Source organism: Nocardiopsis rhodophaea (genome assembly GCF_039530945.1).
GTDB classification, from domain to species: Bacteria; Actinomycetota; Actinomycetes; order Streptosporangiales; family Streptosporangiaceae; genus Nocardiopsis_C; species Nocardiopsis_C rhodophaea.
Map to the genome: position 1 here is coordinate 79,308 of NZ_BAAAPC010000019.1, position 17,374 is coordinate 96,681.

General features: G+C 65.9%; 17 protein-coding genes. 4 read left to right on the forward strand and 13 right to left on the reverse strand.

Annotated features, from left to right (window positions below; translation table 11 throughout):
• The first annotated feature begins 18 nt into the window (after window positions 1–18).
• The 3 genes from ABD259_RS20090 (at window position 19) to ABD259_RS20105 (ending at window position 3,929) form a co-directional block, all read left to right on the forward strand.
• Complete coding sequence (locus ABD259_RS20090; protein ID WP_344101767.1) at window positions 19–834, forward strand: hypothetical protein; 816 nt, start codon at window positions 19–21, stop codon at window positions 832–834.
• 739 nt (window positions 835–1,573) lie between these two features.
• Window positions 1,574–2,767 (forward strand): alpha/beta hydrolase, encoded by a 1,194-nt coding sequence (locus ABD259_RS20100; RefSeq protein ID WP_344164512.1) that lies wholly within the window; start codon window positions 1,574–1,576, stop codon window positions 2,765–2,767.
• A gap of 34 nt (window positions 2,768–2,801) precedes the next feature.
• Window positions 2,802–3,929, forward strand: coding sequence for an alpha/beta hydrolase (locus tag ABD259_RS20105; RefSeq protein ID WP_344101771.1), 1,128 nt, complete (start codon window positions 2,802–2,804; stop codon window positions 3,927–3,929).
• A gap of 108 nt (window positions 3,930–4,037) precedes the next feature.
• Here the strand turns inward: ABD259_RS20105 and ABD259_RS20110 are convergent, their stop codons facing one another.
• From ABD259_RS20110 to ABD259_RS20135, 7 genes are all read right to left on the reverse strand, one after another.
• Window positions 4,038–4,193 carry an ATP-binding cassette domain-containing protein gene (locus ABD259_RS20110; RefSeq protein ID WP_344164515.1) on the reverse strand — a complete coding sequence of 52 codons (156 nt, stop codon included), beginning with the start codon at window positions 4,191–4,193 and terminating at the stop codon, window positions 4,038–4,040.
• 249 nt (window positions 4,194–4,442) lie between these two features.
• On the reverse strand, window positions 4,443–4,898 hold the full coding sequence (locus tag ABD259_RS25925) for an SdpI family protein (RefSeq protein WP_425573547.1): 456 nt from the start codon (window positions 4,896–4,898) through the stop codon (window positions 4,443–4,445).
• Between the two features lie 212 nt (window positions 4,899–5,110).
• Window positions 5,111–6,154: a Kelch repeat-containing protein gene (locus ABD259_RS20115; RefSeq protein WP_344164517.1), complete on the reverse strand. Its 1,044-nt coding sequence runs from the start codon at window positions 6,152–6,154 to the stop codon at window positions 5,111–5,113.
• Window positions 6,155–6,620: 466 nt separating this feature from the next.
• Window positions 6,621–6,752: a hypothetical protein gene (locus ABD259_RS20120; protein WP_344164519.1), complete on the reverse strand. Its 132-nt coding sequence runs from the start codon at window positions 6,750–6,752 to the stop codon at window positions 6,621–6,623.
• A gap of 876 nt (window positions 6,753–7,628) precedes the next feature.
• On the reverse strand, window positions 7,629–8,870 hold the full coding sequence (locus ABD259_RS20125; protein ID WP_344164522.1) for a L,D-transpeptidase: 1,242 nt from the start codon (window positions 8,868–8,870) through the stop codon (window positions 7,629–7,631).
• Between the two features lie 1,162 nt (window positions 8,871–10,032).
• Window positions 10,033–10,419 (reverse strand): VOC family protein, encoded by a 387-nt coding sequence (locus ABD259_RS20130; protein ID WP_344164525.1) that lies wholly within the window; start codon window positions 10,417–10,419, stop codon window positions 10,033–10,035.
• A gap of 348 nt (window positions 10,420–10,767) precedes the next feature.
• Window positions 10,768–11,274, reverse strand: a complete 507-nt coding sequence (locus ABD259_RS20135) for a hypothetical protein (RefSeq protein ID WP_344164528.1) — start codon at window positions 11,272–11,274, stop codon at window positions 10,768–10,770.
• A 12-nt stretch (window positions 11,275–11,286) separates the two neighbouring features.
• Between ABD259_RS20135 and ABD259_RS20140 the strand changes: the two genes are divergently transcribed.
• Window positions 11,287–11,604 carry a hypothetical protein gene (locus ABD259_RS20140; protein ID WP_344164531.1) on the forward strand — a complete coding sequence of 106 codons (318 nt, stop codon included), beginning with the start codon at window positions 11,287–11,289 and terminating at the stop codon, window positions 11,602–11,604.
• A gap of 78 nt (window positions 11,605–11,682) precedes the next feature.
• Here the strand turns inward: ABD259_RS20140 and ABD259_RS20145 are convergent, their stop codons facing one another.
• From ABD259_RS20145 to ABD259_RS20170, 6 genes are all read right to left on the reverse strand, one after another.
• On the reverse strand, window positions 11,683–12,708 hold the full coding sequence (locus ABD259_RS20145; RefSeq protein WP_344164534.1) for a hypothetical protein: 1,026 nt from the start codon (window positions 12,706–12,708) through the stop codon (window positions 11,683–11,685).
• Window positions 12,709–13,760: 1,052 nt separating this feature from the next.
• Complete coding sequence (locus ABD259_RS20150) at window positions 13,761–14,210, reverse strand: gamma-glutamylcyclotransferase family protein (protein ID WP_344164537.1); 450 nt, start codon at window positions 14,208–14,210, stop codon at window positions 13,761–13,763.
• Between the two features lie 274 nt (window positions 14,211–14,484).
• The gene (locus tag ABD259_RS20155) at window positions 14,485–14,745 is read right to left on the reverse strand and encodes a tautomerase family protein (RefSeq protein WP_344108905.1); all 261 of its coding nucleotides are present in this window, start codon (window positions 14,743–14,745) and stop codon (window positions 14,485–14,487) included.
• A gap of 105 nt (window positions 14,746–14,850) precedes the next feature.
• Window positions 14,851–15,243 (reverse strand): TetR family transcriptional regulator C-terminal domain-containing protein, encoded by a 393-nt coding sequence (locus tag ABD259_RS25930; RefSeq protein ID WP_412759484.1) that lies wholly within the window; start codon window positions 15,241–15,243, stop codon window positions 14,851–14,853.
• Complete coding sequence (locus ABD259_RS20165) at window positions 15,240–16,172, reverse strand: SDR family NAD(P)-dependent oxidoreductase (protein WP_344108910.1); 933 nt, start codon at window positions 16,170–16,172, stop codon at window positions 15,240–15,242. Before ABD259_RS20165 ends, ABD259_RS25930 begins: the two co-directional genes overlap by 4 nt.
• On the reverse strand, window positions 16,169–17,374 hold the full coding sequence (locus ABD259_RS20170; protein ID WP_344108912.1) for an FAD-dependent oxidoreductase: 1,206 nt from the start codon (window positions 17,372–17,374) through the stop codon (window positions 16,169–16,171). Before ABD259_RS20170 ends, ABD259_RS20165 begins: the two co-directional genes overlap by 4 nt.

Consider the following 17,374-nt stretch of genomic DNA (forward strand, 5'->3'; position numbering starts at 1 on the left):
CGATAGAAAAGGTCCCCCGTGCCCCCTCTTTCCCGTCGGATCGGCGTCTCCGCACTGCTCGCTCCGCTGGTACTCGCGGCCGCGGGCTGCGGTGGCCCCAGCATCGAGCTGAAAAGCAGCGACCGACTGGACGCCCTGCTCATCCCCGAAACCGCCTACCCCGACGGCTACGACGTGGAGACCCGCGACGTCACGGAAGCGTCGGACACGCCGTCCAGTCAGTCCTACGACCGCATCGAGCCGACCCAGTGCGCCGACGCGATGGCCGATAACCAGCCCGACCAGGTGCCCGACGGCTCCGCCGCAGGAGCGATTCAGACGGCGAAGCCCGGCGATTCTTCCGACGCCGACACCTTCTACACGTTCATCCTGGCAGAGGGCGAATTCTCCGGGGACGACGGGGAGGCCCCCGACACCGACTCCATGGACCGCTTCGCCTACGCCTGTTCGGACTTCACCGGGTATGTAGATGATGTGGAAGTCGAGGGCTCGGTCGAACGGATGGCCTCAGACGACCTCCCCGAAGGCAGCGACGGCTTCCTCATGACGATCGAGGCCGACCGGATGCGGATGAGCACGCGTGCGGCATGGGGCGAGGTCTCCGGTGTCTATTACGTCTTGATGGGGATCAACGTCAATAACGGTTCGGGGCCTTCGCCCGACGAGGTGGCGCGGGAGTGCTACGACGTGGCCAAAGACTCCGACCACGCAATGGGCTCCGAGGCGACCCAATGCTTTGACGACTACAGACAGAAGGTCGCCGACGACGAAGCCGCTCAACAGCAGGAGGAGTTCGACGGGATCCTGTCGAAGGGCGTAGAGCAGCTGGGGTAGAGCGAAAAAATCCTTCGTCTTCCTTTTCCCACGCCGTTTCTAAGCTGAGGTGCTTCGGCAGCAGGGGATCAAGTTTGCACCCACAGGCGCGCAGGCGGCGCAACCATTCCACGAGGCCTGCTCCGCCCTCGCCGCATCCGTGCCCACAGCACCTCAGGTGCCGCACCGATTACTCCTGCTTGGCAGGACAACGCCATTGAGGTGATCCCAGAGTTTTTCGATCGCCACGAACGCGGCGAAGCACGCAGAAGCGGCAGGAGGATAGGAGTGCCCGTTCCCCAGACATAGGCGTGGATGCCCCAGGCAGAAGGCGAGGTATCGACTCTGCGCCGGGCTAACGTGAACGGCTCCACGTGGTCACCTACCGTGCCACCTCGACATTCCCAGGGAAACCGTTCTCTTCGTCTCGAAGCTTTTTGCGGCCGAGCGCCGCCGACGCCGCACCCCCAAGAACAGCCGGGCCCTGACCTGCTTCCACCAGGAAGTCGTGGTGCTGCGCCACTACCGCGACGGCAGGGCGGCCGGCCCTGCGTGTGGTGCTGCACGGAGCATCGTAGGTCCACACTTCCCCTGTCTCCTGGCCCGTCCCACCCTGCGGTTGACGGGAACTTTGCCGCTGCTTCCTGGGAGCGGCGGCAACCCCCTTCTAGCATCAACAACAGGGCTTTCATCGCGCGTCGCCCGGACGCTGAGCCGACGGGTGCGGGGGTGGATCGTGGAGTGAGCGCGGGGGCGCTACGTGGTTGACAGTGGAGTTCAGAGCTCAGCGCGGGTCGGTGTCGACGCGTGGTCGCCGATGGCGCTGGGGGGCATCGGGGCCGGTCTGACGAGCACGGTGTTCCTGGTCTTCCTGGCGCTGCTGGCCGTCGCCGCCATCGTGCTGACCGTGTGGTTGTGGCCCCGCTTGGCTGGCCGAAGCGTACGTGCTGTGCTGGGCCGAATCGGACTGGTGCTGCTGGTTCATGTGAGCGTGCTCGCCGCGCTCGCCGGTGCGGTCAACAAGGAAGTGCAGGCCTACCCGACCTGGGCGGACCTCCTCGGTGGCGGCGCCCAACAGCGCATCGTGGGCGACAGCACCGTCCCCGGCGCCGCGAAAGTCGCTAAGCTCCAGGTCACCGGCCGCAGCGCCCCGAAGGTGCCCGGCGGGGCTGACCCCGCCGCCGTCGGACAACTTGAGCAGGTGACCTTTACCGGCCCCGTCTCCGGACTGCGCGGCACCGGCACCGTCTACCTGCCGCCCGAGTACTTCGCCAAAGAATCGGCCAAGCGCAACTTCCCCGTCGTGGTGGTGGTCGCCGGTAAAGAGCACGTCCCCCAACGCCTTATGAGCGATCTCGCCCCGGCCGCGGCCCAGCTGGCTGCCAGTCGCGCGAACCGGGTCAACCCCGCCATCTGGGCCGTCCTCGCCGATTCCGACGACACCGCACGCGCCTGCGTCGACGCACCCAAAGGTCCCCTCGGCCTGACGTTCGTCGGGCAAGACCTCCCCTGGGTGCTGCGCGACACGTACCGTACCGCCACCGACCGAAACGAGTGGGCGATCGCCGGGGTGGCGGACGGCGCGAACTGCGCGCTGCGCGCCGCGATGACCGACTCCGACGTCTACGGGGCGGCGATCATGCTCGGTGGGACCGCAGGCGCCCCCGATGGAGAGAACCTCTATGGGGGCAGCGCCAAGGTGCGCTCCCTCAACAACCCGCTGTCGCGGCTGAAGCACATCCCTCCCCCACCCATCCGCGTCCTGGTGGGCAGCACACGTCAGGACGGCACCGCCGACGAGCTCAATAAAGCTGCCGCACCACCGATGACCGTCGCGACCCTCCCCGGCACCGCGGGGACCACCGCCGCTTCGTGGAAACCGCGCATGGGGGACATCGCCCGGTGGCTCTTCCCAACCGACAAACAGGCGTCTGCCGACCGGGAGGGCTCCTGATGCCCGGCCGCCGTACGGAAGGGAGCGCCGCGCTGTGGAACTGACCAGCACCGCTCTGCTCGCCATACTCGGCGCCGTGGCGGCGCTGACGACCATCGGCGTCGTCGTTTTCTGGCGCCGCGCGGCCCGCCCGGGACTGTGGGGTGCGGTAGCCAGGCTCGGCATGCTCGGCGTCTCCCTGGTGTGCGTGATCGCAGCGGTGGCGGCACTCACCAACACGTACTTCTCTTTCTTCGGCACCTGGGACGCCCTCCTGGGCAGAAACCCCCCGTCGGCCGAACAGGAGGGCGACGGTGGCGCGAAGGTCCCCGACGCCTCCACGGCCGAGGTACTGCCGGGCGACGACATCACCGCGGAGACCCCCAAGCGTGTCGGGACCATGGAGAAGGTCAAGTTGCACGGCGTGCGCAGCGGGCTCGACGTCGAGGGCTACGTGTTCCTGCCCACGGAGTACTCCCAGCCCGAGCATCGAGGCGACCGGTTTCCCGTTGGCGTCGTCCTCAGCGGATTCCCCGGGGAGGCGCGCAACCTCGTCGAGCTGTTGAATCTCCCCAGCATCGTGGGGGAAATGCGCGCCAGGGACGAGATCGAACCCACCATCTGGGTACTCACCCGGCCCACGGTCGCCCCACCCCGCGACACCCTGTGCGTGAACGTCCCCGACGGCCCCCAGGCCCAGATGTTCTTCGCCCAAGACCTGCCCGAAGCCATCGCCGACCGGTACCGAACCGCCCAGACGCGGGACGGCTGGGCCATCATGGGCGTCAGCTCGGGCGGCTCCTGCGCGCTTCGTACCGCGATGATGCACCCGGGAACCTACCGGACCGCTGTGGGCTTGGGGGCGGACCTGCGCGCGGTCAAGGACAGCACCACCGGCGACCTCTACGGAGGCAGCGCGGCCTACCGCAAGCAAAACGACCTCCGCTGGCGGGTAGAGAACGCCCCGCCTCCCCCGATCGAGGCGCTGATCTCGGTCATCACCGACGGAAGCGACGGCAACCCGGAGGCCCCCCGACGCTTCGCCCGGCAGGCGAAGCCACCGATGCAGGTCGATCTGCTGGAGCGCAAGACGGGCGGACACAACTTCGACACCTGGCGGGGCATGATGAGCGAGGTTCTGCCATGGGTAGACCGTCGACTCCAGATCAAGAAAGCGGACTAGACTTGGCTCCCGCCTCCGGTCGTGATTAGGCGTCGGGGTCGGCCATCGCGCGCTTCGAGGAAGCCGCTCTGGCACTCACGTGCCCTGAGAAAATTCGGTCATGCCCTATCACCTGCGTTTCTTCTTCGTCGAGCCGACGGAGGGCTCGTCGAGGATCATCAGGCTGCAATGCTCACGCATTCTGGCACGGGCCAGGGCGAGCCGCCGCCACTGGCCGCCGGAGAACTCCACGCCCGTTCGTGGGTCGTCCTGATCTGCCCACAAAGCGTTCCAGCCGGGGCATAACGGCCGACGCCGCAAAGGTGTGCCGGTCGGGTGGGGCGATGGGTGGGGTGTCGCCGCATAGCACCGATGGCGAATCTAACCCCTCCGCCGGGACGCGTGAGTCATTCCAGTTTCACTTAAGGAAAGCACCTAGATGAGGGTGGCATGGAGTTAAAGGTGGAGCTCGAATGCAATCGAAACCAGTCGAAATCCAGCATCGACTCTTTCTAATTTCGCTCTTTGCCGCCGTTATTCGTGGTTAGCAACCGCACCTCTGCCGCGCCTGTTCGCAATGGCGGTTGCCACCACAAGGATGACAACGGCTGCCGCAAATCCGGCAGCTGGAAGGGCCAGGAGAGCCGGGCCGACGGAACCCGTTGGCACTGCAATGATTGCAGCCCCCACCGTCAGAAGACCGATGAAGTAACCCGTGAAGGCGCAGGACATCAACCAGGGAGCCGCAGCCCTGTGGCCCTCCACCCAGGCGGCATCTGAGGACTTCGTGATCCGTGTTCTCAGCCCGATCGCAGAATTCCTGTCCAGGCTGCCACGTGCCGCCGCGTTCCTTATATAATGAGCCAGTCCAGCTATGGCTACGAGCCCCAACGCAGAACAGAGAAGCGCTCCGAATTCTTCCATTTCCAGTCCTGATCCTTCTCTGAGTATTCCTTCAAAGACGACTCGAAGAACCGAAAACGGCGTCATAGGATGACGTGTCGACACAGCCTGCCAGCTCGACTTCGTGCCACACTGACGCCAAACCGGTTCTATTCACAGGTCATGCCGCCGTGGTTATGGGCGGTTGTCATGGTGATATGCATCCTGCAGAGGTGGTGAGCGGAGCCGATCATAAAACACCCTAGGCGTAAACGCGCTCAAATGAATGTGGGATCGGTGGGTTTCGGCAACCGCAGGCATCACTCGGGGAGCGTGACCGCGACGCCGCGTTTCACCAGGGATGTGTCGCCCTCGTAGCAGTTCTTGCCCGACCACACGACGATTGTGGCGCCCCGCATCACCACGGGCGCGCCAGCACCGCAGTAGTGATCGTCGGTGATGTCGTAGAGCGCCGTGGCGGCCATGTCGCCACTCTCGGGGTCGATCGTGGTCACGTGCCCCACCGCTTCCGACACGAGCCGCCCCGCGTGCCACCACATGCGTCCCCGGTTCAGCGGCGATTGACGGACGTCTACCGGCACCATGAAACCGACATCGGGAAAGGTCCGTACCCGCGCCGTGTCGGAGTCGGGTTCCACGCGCATGAGAAGGGTCGCCAGCGAGGAGGTGGCGGTGATGTAGACGGTTCCATCCGGCGCGGCTGCCGCCCCCAACCCGTCGGGTGCGTCGCCCCTATCGCCATCGACGGGGATCGCTTCGAGTTGTTCGCTTGCGAGGCGCACCCGGTAGACAGCGACGGCTCCGTCGTCCCCTACCCCAGTGACGATGACGGTCCCTTCGTCCGCGGCCGACATCGCCTCGATCCTCAGCGGGACCCGGATGCGCGACCATTGGTCGGCATCGACGGAATAGAGCAAGAGGGTCCGTCTACCGCCGCCGTCGGTGTCACCGCCCCCGATGACGACCCAGGAACCGCTGGTCACGGCCATCGCAGAACGCATTCCTACGGGGGCGTCCGAAACCCTGCGCCACGCGTCGGCCTCAGGATCGTAGATCGCTCCGTCGGACGCCGGACTCAGACTTCCCTCTGTGGCAGCACCGCCCCACACCAGCATGCCCTCGTGCGTCCACACAGCGACGTGCCGCGTCCTGGGGGCCAGAGGAGAGGGGGAAAGCGGCTCCCATCGCGACGTGTCGATGTCGAACACCGCTCCATCCGCCCTGCGGCCGGTACCCACTACCGACTCACCACCCCACGTGATCACGTTCCCGGCGTCACTGAGCACGGCGGTGTGTTCAGAGCGCATGGGCAGAGGAGCGCCGTCGATCCTTTCGACCGACACATCCAACTCCTCGCCAACTGGGCCGGGCGGCGCACAGGAGGTCCCGGCCAGAGCGCTCAGGAGGAGGGCGGCCACACAGCGGTTCAGTTTTCGGTGGTATCGATCGGCTTCAGGCATTCGTCGGTTCCATCGCCATCTGAGTGCGAGAAATCCTCGACTCACACCCGATATGTCGGTGGATCTTCGGAGATGCATATGTCGACAAGATCTGGTCTCAGCTCTTCGGCGGAAGTGCGTTCTCTGACGCCCTAACAGCACGAAAGGCGCCCCCGACCTGCACGGATACGAGTGTCGAATTCGTGTCCGCCGCAGGATCAGGAGCACCTCTCCGGTGGGCGAGCCTACACCGGTGGACACGCAGCGCCTGCACCGCGTGCGGAAAGGCGATTCCCGCTGCGGATGGTGGCGGGACCGGGGGCCTGGCGCAAGCCCAGGGCGGGGTGGGTGATGCGGACCCCCCAGCGCGTCAGGGTGTGCTGGGGGGGTTGGCGGCCCACTGGCCGATCGTGGCCAGGTTGCGGGCTGCTGTCGGGACGGTGCACAGGGCGATGAGGATGATGCAGCTCAGCGGGTGGCGGCGTCCCAAGCCGAACAGCACGCTGCAACGATCGCCCACACGATCGTTCGCGCCATGCCCACGCGAACCAGCCGGTACTTCTTGCGCCGTGTGGCCGCCATGGCGCGCGCCCAGTTCCTGGCGGACGGCATTCTGCCGATGCCGACCGTGGACCTTGACGCATACCTGGAATTCCGCTCGGCCAACCTCGCGATCCCGCTATACGTCGCCGCCTTGCGGCCGCTCCTCTCACATCGTGGCCGCTCTACGATCCCGAGTCGACGTGGCAGGGCTGATCACCTGGCAGGTCAAGTCAACGCGTCTATCATGCGTGCCCCACCCGCAACCGCCAAAAAAGGGGGAGGGACAAGATCGCGGAATGGCCGAGCCCGGCGACCACGCCTTGAGGCGTTGCCGCTGTGGGTTGACCACGAAAATCTATCTGGCCCGCGAGCAGCGCCAAAAGCCTACGTACGAGGTGGGCGCGGCCGGACAGAGAGGGGACGCGCCGCCGTTCCAACCGGTCATGGAACGCAGCCGGGTGGTCGGGTACGGGCGAGGCAAACCGACCGCACCCGACCTGTACGGATGTGCGCGCATAAGGCCTAAAGCTCGAAGAGGGCCGCTCCTACCTGCGTCGACGCAAGATCCCCGAGTCTGCCAATCGGATGCGCAACCACAAGCGGAAGGGGCGACGCGGGTCGTTTGCCCGGCTTCGACGGAGCCGACTGCCGGACGCGTCACGCGGTGGAGTGCGGGATCAACCAGATCAAACACCACCGGGCAGTGGCCCCGCGCTACGACAAGCCCGCCCCGCAACGAGGCCACCGCCCAGATCGCCGCCATCAGCGAATAGCTCTGACTCCCCGAACACACCCCAAGGCGCTCCGGATGCGTCCCTGCCACCTTACGGCTGCCTCACTCCTGGTGGTGCGGCGAGCCCGGTGTGCCCGGCTCGCCGGTGTCGTCGGCCTTGCCGAGGGCGCTGTTGTCCAGCCACTCGTTCCAGGGGCGCTGCCAGTAGCCCCAGCCGTTGTCGACCTCCAGCTCGCGGTCAGTGCCGGTGATGACCACCGGGTCGCCGACGAGGCTGTTGTCGTAGTACCACTTGGAGTCGGCGACGGTCATGTTGATGCAGCCGTGGCTGGTGTTGGCCTCGCCCACCCGGGGGTTCCACGGGGCGGAGTGCAGGTACTCGCCGGACCAGCTGATCCGCATGGCGTAGTCCGCGATCTCGCTGTAGTAGTTGGGGTCGTCCTTGGACACCCCCAAGGTCCCGTTGGTCAGCTCGACGTTCTGCTCCCGCGACATGACGAGGTGGGTTCCGGCGGTGGTCGTGTACTTCCGGGTGGTGGCCATGCCCAGGCTGACCGGGAAGTCCTTGACCTTCTCGCCGTCGCGCTCGACGGTCATCGAGTGCGCGTCCTCGTCGACCTTGGTGATCTGTTCGCGGCCGACCTCGAACTCGATGCGGTGGTCCTTCACCCCGTAGACACCGGGGGCGGCCTGCACTCCTGCCAGGTGCAGGTCGACAGTCACCTTCTGGTTCGGCTCCCAGTACTCCTCCGGGCGGAACACGGCCTTCTTGTCACCGAACCAGTTCCACGCGCCCGTGACCGGCTTCTCCGAGGTGACCTCCATGGCCGCCTCGACGCGCCCCTTGTTCTGCACCGGCATGTCGAAGTCGATCATGACGGGCATGCCGACGCCAACGGTATCGCCGCTGCTGGGCTGGTTCTGCTTCAGCTCCAGCCGCTTGCCGACGACGGCCTCCTGGGTGGAGAACTCACTGGTGAACTCGCTGCTCTCGCCGCCCTTGTCCACGACCGCGGTGACCGTGACGTCGCTGCCCGGGGCCAACGTCCAGTCGCTCACCCACTCGGTCTTGTCACCGTTGAGCGTGCCCGAGGCGGGGATGTCGTCACCGGAGTCCTCCGCGCCGCCCGCGGGCACCGGGGTGCTCTCCTCGATCTTCACGTCGGTGATCTCGCCGCCGGAAGCGGTAACGGTGACCGGCAGGTCCGGCCGCACCTCGGTCGCGCCGTCCTCGGGGGAGATGGACACCTCCAGGGGGCCGGAGTCCGTTGCGTTTTCCGAGGCGAGCTCGCTCGCGCCGCCGGAGCAGGCGGTGGCGGCGAACATGACGGCGGCGGTGCACACGGCCGCCGACCACCGCGCACGCGAAGACCAGGGGGGAACAGGGGATGCCACAGGGGCCTCCAGAACTTCTGTCGTCGTAGGGGAAAGGGATGGGGACGCCGACGGACGTGCTCCGGGGAAGTGAGCGCGGGAACGTCCACGGAGTGGTGATCCGCGGAGAGACGACGCCCGTGGAGAGAGGATGCGGACAAGGGTGGTTCGGTTCACCGAAAACCGGGACGAATTACCGACACGTCTCCGAAATCCGCCGCAATCGCGTGGGATCGAGAGTATCCGGAGCCGATCGCACCCACCCGGTCACTTCGCGTCACCGGCGCCTCCGTTGAGGCGGGTTGGTGCAGGGGGTGGAGATGGCGTCTCTTTCGGAGAATGCCACCCTCGTCGGTGGGCACAAGGGAGGGGCGAGCACCGGCACGGGCGGCTAGGACGGCCAGGACGCCGGGCCACCACCAACGGCCGGGCCCTGACCTGCTTCCATCAGGCGGTTCTCGTGCCGCGCCACTTCCGCGACGCCACCTGCCCGGCCGCCTTGGCCCGCGATCACGGCATCGGCCCCTTCACCGCTACACCAACGAGGCCACCGCCAACCTCGCCGAGCAGGCACCCGACCTGCACAAGGCCCTGGACGACGAGCGCAGGGCACAAACCGGCCACCCCGTCCTGGACGGCGTCGCCATCCCCACCGGCCGCTGCGCGGAGAAGCCCACCAGCGGCAAAGGCGAACGAATCGATCTCTGGTACTTGGGAGAAGGCCAACGTCCACGGCGGCAACCTGCGATGGCGGAGGAGCCGCGAAGGCTCCCGCTGATTTGCTCCGATGTCGAGCCCCGTATCGGTGCACCATCTCACAGCCGCTCGCGTCCACGTCCTGCCCGCCCTCGACGTCGCGGCCGCCAACGGGCTACCGCCCCTGGCGGACCTGGGCTACGAAGGCGCGGGGATCGGCATCGCCTCCACGCCAGCCCTAGCAAAATCGGAGCCATCGTCAAAGCCGCTCTTGTCCCTACACACTTCGAACATGGACGGCCCACATAGAAATCTCTCGGATTACCTCAATCGTGCTCGGTTCCGGATTCTCCATCTTCGGAGGGGCTCTTCATCGTGTTCGCGTGAGCGTGGGCAGGCGGCGGGAAGTAGGTCTGGCGCGGTTTGCGTCATCCGATCAGGGGCGGCGGCCAGCAAGGACGCAAAACTCGTTCCCCTCTGGGTCGGCAAGTACGACCCAGCTCTCATCTCCTTGGCCGACGTCGGCGCGTCGAGCACCTAGGTCGAGCAGCCGTTGGACCTCGTCGTCTTGCTCTTTGTCAGTTGGGTTGACATCGATGTGGAGCCTGTTCTTGACGGTCTTGCCTTCGGCTACGTGCGCGAATGTCAACGTCGGTGGCACTGGGCCTCGGCGGTTCTTGCCTTCAGGCACCATGGGGGAGCCAATGGTGACAATTCCGTCGCCTTCGTCTTGCACCTCGTAGTCAAGGACCGAGCACCAGAACCGGGCGAGACTGCTGGGATCGGCACAGTCGATCGCAAGCTCCGTGAACTTACTGCTCATGTCGGGACCTCCCAGTCACGCGGCGGGTCCGCCAAGGGCCACACGCTAACCGCGGTGTTCGACGGCGAGGTAAACCGTACGTGGTGTGCGTTCGCCGAGGGCCGGGTGGGGCGCAGAGTCTCGTAGGCGTGGCGGAACAGGTTGACGTCGGCGGCGTCGCGGACTCGTGCTGAGGTGGGGTCTTCGAGTTCGTCCACGCCATGCGGGAAGTGGAGTATTCGCGCTGCCCGGGCTGTCAATGCCATGTCTCTTCCAGGCGTTGTGGAATCGGTGATAGCGCATCGCCCAGCGTGGAGCTCGCCTCTATACGGATCTGACCGTGCGACCTCACCCGTGCAGAAGCACTGCCTAGGGCACCAGCACCAACCGGGCGCCCTTGGTATCACGGTCCCAAGCGTCGGTGACCTGGCTGAGCGGGACTGCCTCCGTGTCAATCACCAGGTCACCCCGTGCAGCACCGGCCATGACCTGGGTGAAGGCCGCACGGAGGAGCTCAGGGTCGGGCATGCGCCCGGTTCCGTTACCGATGATCTCCAGGCCCGACGAACGCAGGGCGGCGGCGGACAGCGAGATGGCGGGGCTGGCCATCTCGCCCACCTGGACCAGCCGCGTCCGTGAGCTGGCGGGGGTCAGGTCGCCCCGGCTGACCGAGCGGATCAAGGCCTCGGTCGGCGCTCCCCACAGGTAGTCGATGACGACGTCGAAGCCGCCCTGCGCCGCGTTGGCGAACTCGGCGGCAAGGTCGATATCAGGGGCGTCGATCTTGATCGTGGCGTCGGCGCCGAGCTCGGTCAGCCGAGCGAGTAACGTCGTGTCGCGCCCGGCGGCGACGAGCCGTCCTCCTCGGAAACGCACGAACAGCACGGGATGGACATCCAGGTCGTCGCCGCCCCGGACGAAATACCGCTGTGGACCTCAGTGAGCCTTCCCGATTCGGTGTCGGGAGGGGAGGAGGGTAAGGGGCAGCGCCGGGCGCGGCCAGCACTGCCCTGCTCACGGACGCTGCGTAAGGGACTTTCGAATCAGCAGGCTGGCCGCCGTGCAGCCGACGCTGACCCCGGCGATGAGCAGGACGATTTCGATGCCCGGATCCCCATGAGCGAAATGGCCGACCAGCGCGACGGCCACGGTTATGCCCGCGATAACCCCAACAAAGAAAAGGGCCACTCCGAGCAGTTCGAATGACGTGCGTTTCCAATTCCGCATTGTTTCCACCAAGCCGCCCCGTCCCGGGGCCCGGGACGGGGCGCCGTGCTCGCTACGCTAGCAGGTTGCGGTCCAGCCAGCCGGAAGCCGGTAGCGGATGAGCAGATTGGACTGGTCATTGGCTTTGAAAAAGAGTCCCGGCGCCAGGGAGGGCGCGTCGAGTCCCGCCGAGCCGAAATCGGTCTGGGCCTGGGCGCTCGCTCCGAACACCGGCTCTGACGTTGCGCTAGTCTTCGTCTGCACCGTGAAGTCGTAGGTGTGGCCAGGGGTCGCGTCCATCGTCGCCGCGTAGGCGGTACCGTCATCCAACCCGGTCCAGTTCCAGTACTTGGTGTACCCGATTCCGTCCTGGCGCTGGTACTTCAGGTCCCACAAGTTCTTCCATTCGTAGGTGCCGCTCCTGGCGATGCCGATGTCGATCTTCTTCCCACCGGAGGCCTTCGACTGGGAGAACGTGATCGGAGACGTCTTCGACTCCGCATAGACACCCCCCTTGAACGACGGGTTCGCAAACCCGGTGATATGCGAGGGCTGCGGCCAATCCATCCCGATCGAGATCGCCAGGTTGTACTTGAGTGTCGCCGTTGATGTGTGCGGCTGCTGCCCGAATCCGTTCTGGGCGTCGAACGCCTGGGCCCACCCGTAGAGAGAAGGGGAGGCCGCGCGCGCCATGGCGTACTGGCGACCCTTCGCGGGCGGGGACGGGTCGGCATGCACGCTCGGGTTGTAGCGGCACCAGACGTCGTTCCAGTCGTCCTGGCTCACCTCGACCTCGGTGCGCCGCACCTGCGGACTGGCGGCTTCTCCCGGAGCCAGCTCGACAACATTGTGCCGAGCGCCCGGGACCTCCTCCGCACTGAAGACGGCGTCTCCGGCAGTCTCCTCCCCATGAAGGGACGGCTCTACAGTCTCCACGGAGCCCGAGGAGACGTCCGAGTCCCGGGGCTGCAGCTCCACGGGAGCGTCCACGGGGGACCAGTCCTTCCAGGATTCCTGGTCCGCGTACACAGCCGTGGGCATCGCGAGTGTCAAGGCGAACGAGGCTCCCACCGCTCCCACCATCCACTTATTTCTCATTCTCATTGGCACACCTCAGCTTTTCCTGATCGCGCTTCAACCCCGTTGGGATGCGAACACGAAGCATTGCAACATTTGATCAGGAGATAACACAATACTCCCACAATCTACGCTTCTGAATATGCCCGTCATCAACTAAAACATTTCACATCGGACACCCAAGCCATGACCTGCTGACACGGAGATCAGATTGATAGAGGTGGGATATTAGAGTCATCGGAACTCAATTTCTTAACGCGCACCTCCGATCCCCTGTGCACCGTATTTGAAAATGGCAGTGGTGAGTGACCGCATCCGGCAATCACGTCTCAGTTGACATGGAAAGACGCATCGTTTACGGGGATAGGCATACCTGCCGATCCGGCCATCGATTTGGTGATGCCAGGGCCAGGGCCAGGGACAACGTCGCATGAGGCTTCTTGGTCCCGGCCACTGGTCTATGAACCCCCGAGGATCCGGCGACACAAGGCGCGGCCGCATGGGAGAGAGGTGGCTCACCAAGCCAGCACCCGGCGCGCATGTCAACACAGCGCAACTAGGACTTCAGTGGCCAAAACACCGAAAAGGCGACCAGGAATTAAGTATCTACGCCGACGTCAACCCTAATCCATGCCATACTGAGGAAAAGTCGAGAGGCATACAGGCCAGGAGGATTGCGAATTTCGAGTTACAAAAATTCGACGTCAGCATGGTGAGCCATGTCGCCATACAATCCGCCATTCACAGTTACTTACAGTCCTTCTCCACTCCCAAAGTGATGCCCAACCCGGAGAATCTTTGACTTGAAGCAGACGGTTGTCACGGTGGTATATAGTCTGCAGCGATACTGCACCCAGTCAAGCATAAAGGAACCTGACTGTTAAACATTATTGAAGTGATCCCAGCGATTTCTATGTCAGGCGCCCCTGCTCGAAATCCGTGACGACAGGAGTCGCCTTGGCGACATAGGTAATCTCCCTCGCCTTACGGAAGACGTTTGACCTCGCCGGGAAACGGGTCCCATCCACGGACACCCCAGCAGCCGGGCACGACTGAGCCGGGCCGACCGGCCGTCCCAATCACTGCTCGTACCACGCCGTCAGGTAGGTGCGCAGGGTGTCGCGACCGAATCGTCGCGGGTCCCAGTTGTCGTCACACACCACTGACGGGTCGAGCCAGAGGTAGGCCCAAGCGGTACCGCCGCCCGCCAGGTCCAAGAGGCGGCAGAGGTACTCGGGACCCTCGAAACGGTCGATAGTCTTCCAGTCGAGTCCGGAGAGGCCAAGGATCACGACACCCTCGGTCGTGGCGTCAGCAGCCGCGACCAGACCCGGGTACGGCCGTCCCTTGAGCGCGGCCGCCCGCCAACCGCACACGGCCGCCGGGCGGCACCGGACCGTCCTACCCAGCAGCGCGATCCGGATCTCGGGAAACATCAGCGTGCCATAGGAGAACAGCGCGTCCCCGGCCTTGGGGCCTCGTGCGACGTCGATGGAGGCACCTCCCCCACGCGGCGGCGGAAGAACCACTCGGGCGAGAGGGGCGACGGCCCCTCCCCCGACCTTTCTATCCCGATCTGGTCATGCGACGCGACGGCGGGGGCGATCACAACGCTCTGCCAACGGCGGCCTGCTGCACCCGCACCCGCATGCTCGTGCCCGCTTCCCTCCTTCGTCGAGCCCGCGAACACGCCTTGGACGAACTACCGCGGGAAGACGAAGAACACCAGGAGCGGGACCATCATCGAGAGGAAACGGCGTACCGCGCCACCCCCTCTCGAATGACCAGTCAATCGACTCGTTCTCAGCCATGACGACGACCATGTTCCACGATTCGGTTCCCGCGTACTCGTGAGCGAGCTCGACGACGTGCTGATTGCGTGCCTGCTTCTGCGCGGGGGCGTCCGGATCGCATGGTGATCACGACGTAGACGATGTCGTCATCGCGGTCCACACCCAGGGAGTTGTTGTAGCGCGGCAGGCCGCTGGTGCCGTCGTAGCTCACCAGCACCTGGAACCGGTCGTTGAACGGGAAGCCGATCGTCTGGACCAGGGCGTCGTGCATGGCACGGCCGAGCGCGCTGAGCCTATCGCTACCGGCCCGCGGTGCGTCGATGCGAACGAATAGAAGCGGTTTTCCTTTTTCTCCAGTGATGGGGTCGAAGGCTCGTCACTGGCGACCGGCACGGCGGATGGGGAACCCGAGGGCACCGTCGACAACCTGGGTGTAAGCCCCGGCCGAGCCCACAGCGCGGGCCAGCACATAGCCGCCCTGCAGCACCGCGACCAACACGGCAGCCGTGGCGGCAGGATCGAGCCCGTCGTCAAGCTCGCCACTGGCACGCCCCTCCTCCAACAGCCCCGCCAGCCGCTCAGTAAGCCAGGCGAAGGTCTCCTCGACCGGCTTGCGCAAGTGCGGATCGGCCGTCACGGCAGGGGCCTGAGTAAGCTGCCCGATCGGACAACCCTTAAAACACAGGTGGTATGCAGACGGTGTGCGGGCAAGACCCTTCGGGCCTGGGCGTTGGTGCCCGGTCGGACAACCGGGCACCAACGGTGTCATCGCTGCGCGACGGATCCGGCGCGCGGCACGCGCTCCCACTCTTCGGCCCGCGGGCCGATTCCAGAGAAGAGGCGGTCCAGAAGACGGTCCGGCATGATCCGCGCGAACATGCTCATATTCCGGGAATCAGCACCCACGCGGTAACGGGTGCTGGGAGCGGGATCCGTCAGTGCTCGGGCCACGGCACGGGCAAACTGCTCGGGAGTGGTCCTGCTCGCCATTGCCTGCCCAGCGTTGGCCTCCACGAACGCGGCGAACGACGCCTGGTAGATCTCGGCCACCCCGGGCGGCGCCGCCCGCAATGCGTCGGCCGCAGTGTCGGAGAGCTTTCCCCAGATCGGCGTCAAGATGGCGCCCGGCTGCACCACCGACACCCGAACACCGCTAGTGGCCAGTTCCCTGCGCAAGGCGTCGCTCATCGCCTCCTTGGCGAACTGCGCGGCGGCGTAGGCCCCCAGGTATGGGATCGCGACCTTACCCAGTCCGGAGGTGATGTTGACAATTCGGCCGCGTGTCCGGCGCAGGAGCGGGAGGTGGGCGCGGATCATCGCGAGCTGTCCAACGACGTTGGTGTCGAGCTGGCGCCGCATCGTCTCGCTGTCGACGCATTCGAGCGGGGCGGAGACAGCGATTCCCGCGTTGTTGACGAGCCCACGCAGCCCTCCGTAGTCGGCCTCGACAAGTCGGGCGCAGGCCTCGACGGACGCGTCATCGGTGACATCGACGATGGCGTAGCGGAGCCGACCGTGGAGGGACTCCGCGACCAGTTTCTCCCCGTCTTCCGCGCGCCGGACCCCGGCGAGCACCTCGAACCCGCGGTCTTCGAGCTCCAGCGCGCATTCGCGTCCCAGTCCGGACGAGGCGCCGGTGACAACGACGGCGTCCCCGGCCGTGGAAGCGGCGCTCCTGTCTCGAAAACGTGTGCTCATCGCCTCTCCTCTCCATGGATCATCGGCACAGGATCGTCAATCCCGGCTCCGGGGAAGGTCAGTGCGGGCTCCAGCCGGCCGACGAGAGACCGGTGCGACATGTACCGGAAGTAGGCGTCGCGGACCCGCCGGCGCACCGGCCCCTGCGCCTGCTCGAAATCGCTGACGGTCCGCGTGGCCTCCACGATCTCCCGAGTCCTCTCGCGCCTGGCGTCCTCGTAGGAGCGCAGCGCCCGCGCGCTGTCCGGCTGCCGCTCGACGTGCCGTGCCAGCACGACGGCATCTTCGATCGCCATGGCCGACCCTTGGCCGAGGCTGGTCAGCATCGGGTGGGCGGCGTCGCCCAGGAGGGTGACGGGACCGTTCCCCCAGCGCTCCAGGAACGGCCGGTCCCGTGAGGAAACGGACAGGACGTCGCTGTCGGGCGTGACGCGAATCGCCTCGCGCACCTCGTCGGGCCAGCCCGCGTAGGCGCGCAGGATCTCGGCCCTTCCGCCGCGCCACCCGGCTGAGCGCTCCGGGGGCATGTTCTTGGTGCCCCACCAGTAGAGGCGGCCGTGGCCGATGTCGACCAGCCCGAAGCGCATCCCGTCGCCCCAGAAATGCATCACTGACCCCGAGGGGAAGCGGGGGTGGTGGTACTCAGTGATGCCGAGCCACACGATGTAGCCGCTGTCGTGGGCGGGTTCGTCGGGACCTGCGATCTGCTGCCGGATCGCCGAGTTGAACCCGTCGGCACCGATGAGCAGGTCGGCCTCTGCGCTCCCACCGTCCTCCAGGTACAGCCGCGCCCGGCCGTCGGTGATCTCGAACCCAGCGGCACCACGCCCCAGGTGGACGGGGATCCCCGACGCCTCCTCCTGGAGGGCCGCAAACAGGTCGGCTCGGGAGATGCACACGCTGGGCTTCCCCAGTCGCTCGATGATCTCGGGGAAGGGGAACTCCCGGATCAGCCGCCCGCGCCAGTCCTTGACCAGGTAGGTGTCCAGAGTCCGGCCCCGCTTCTCCAGGCCCAGGTCGATGTCGAGCGACTCGAGTGCGGCGACCGCGTTGCTCATCACCGACAGTCCGAACCCGGCGGCGCGGATCTTTGGCGCGCGCTCGAAGACCTCCAGATCGACGCCGACACGGCGCAGCGCGATGGCTGCGGCGAGACCACCGATTCCAGCGCCCACGACGATCGCCGTTCTGCTTCCGTTCAT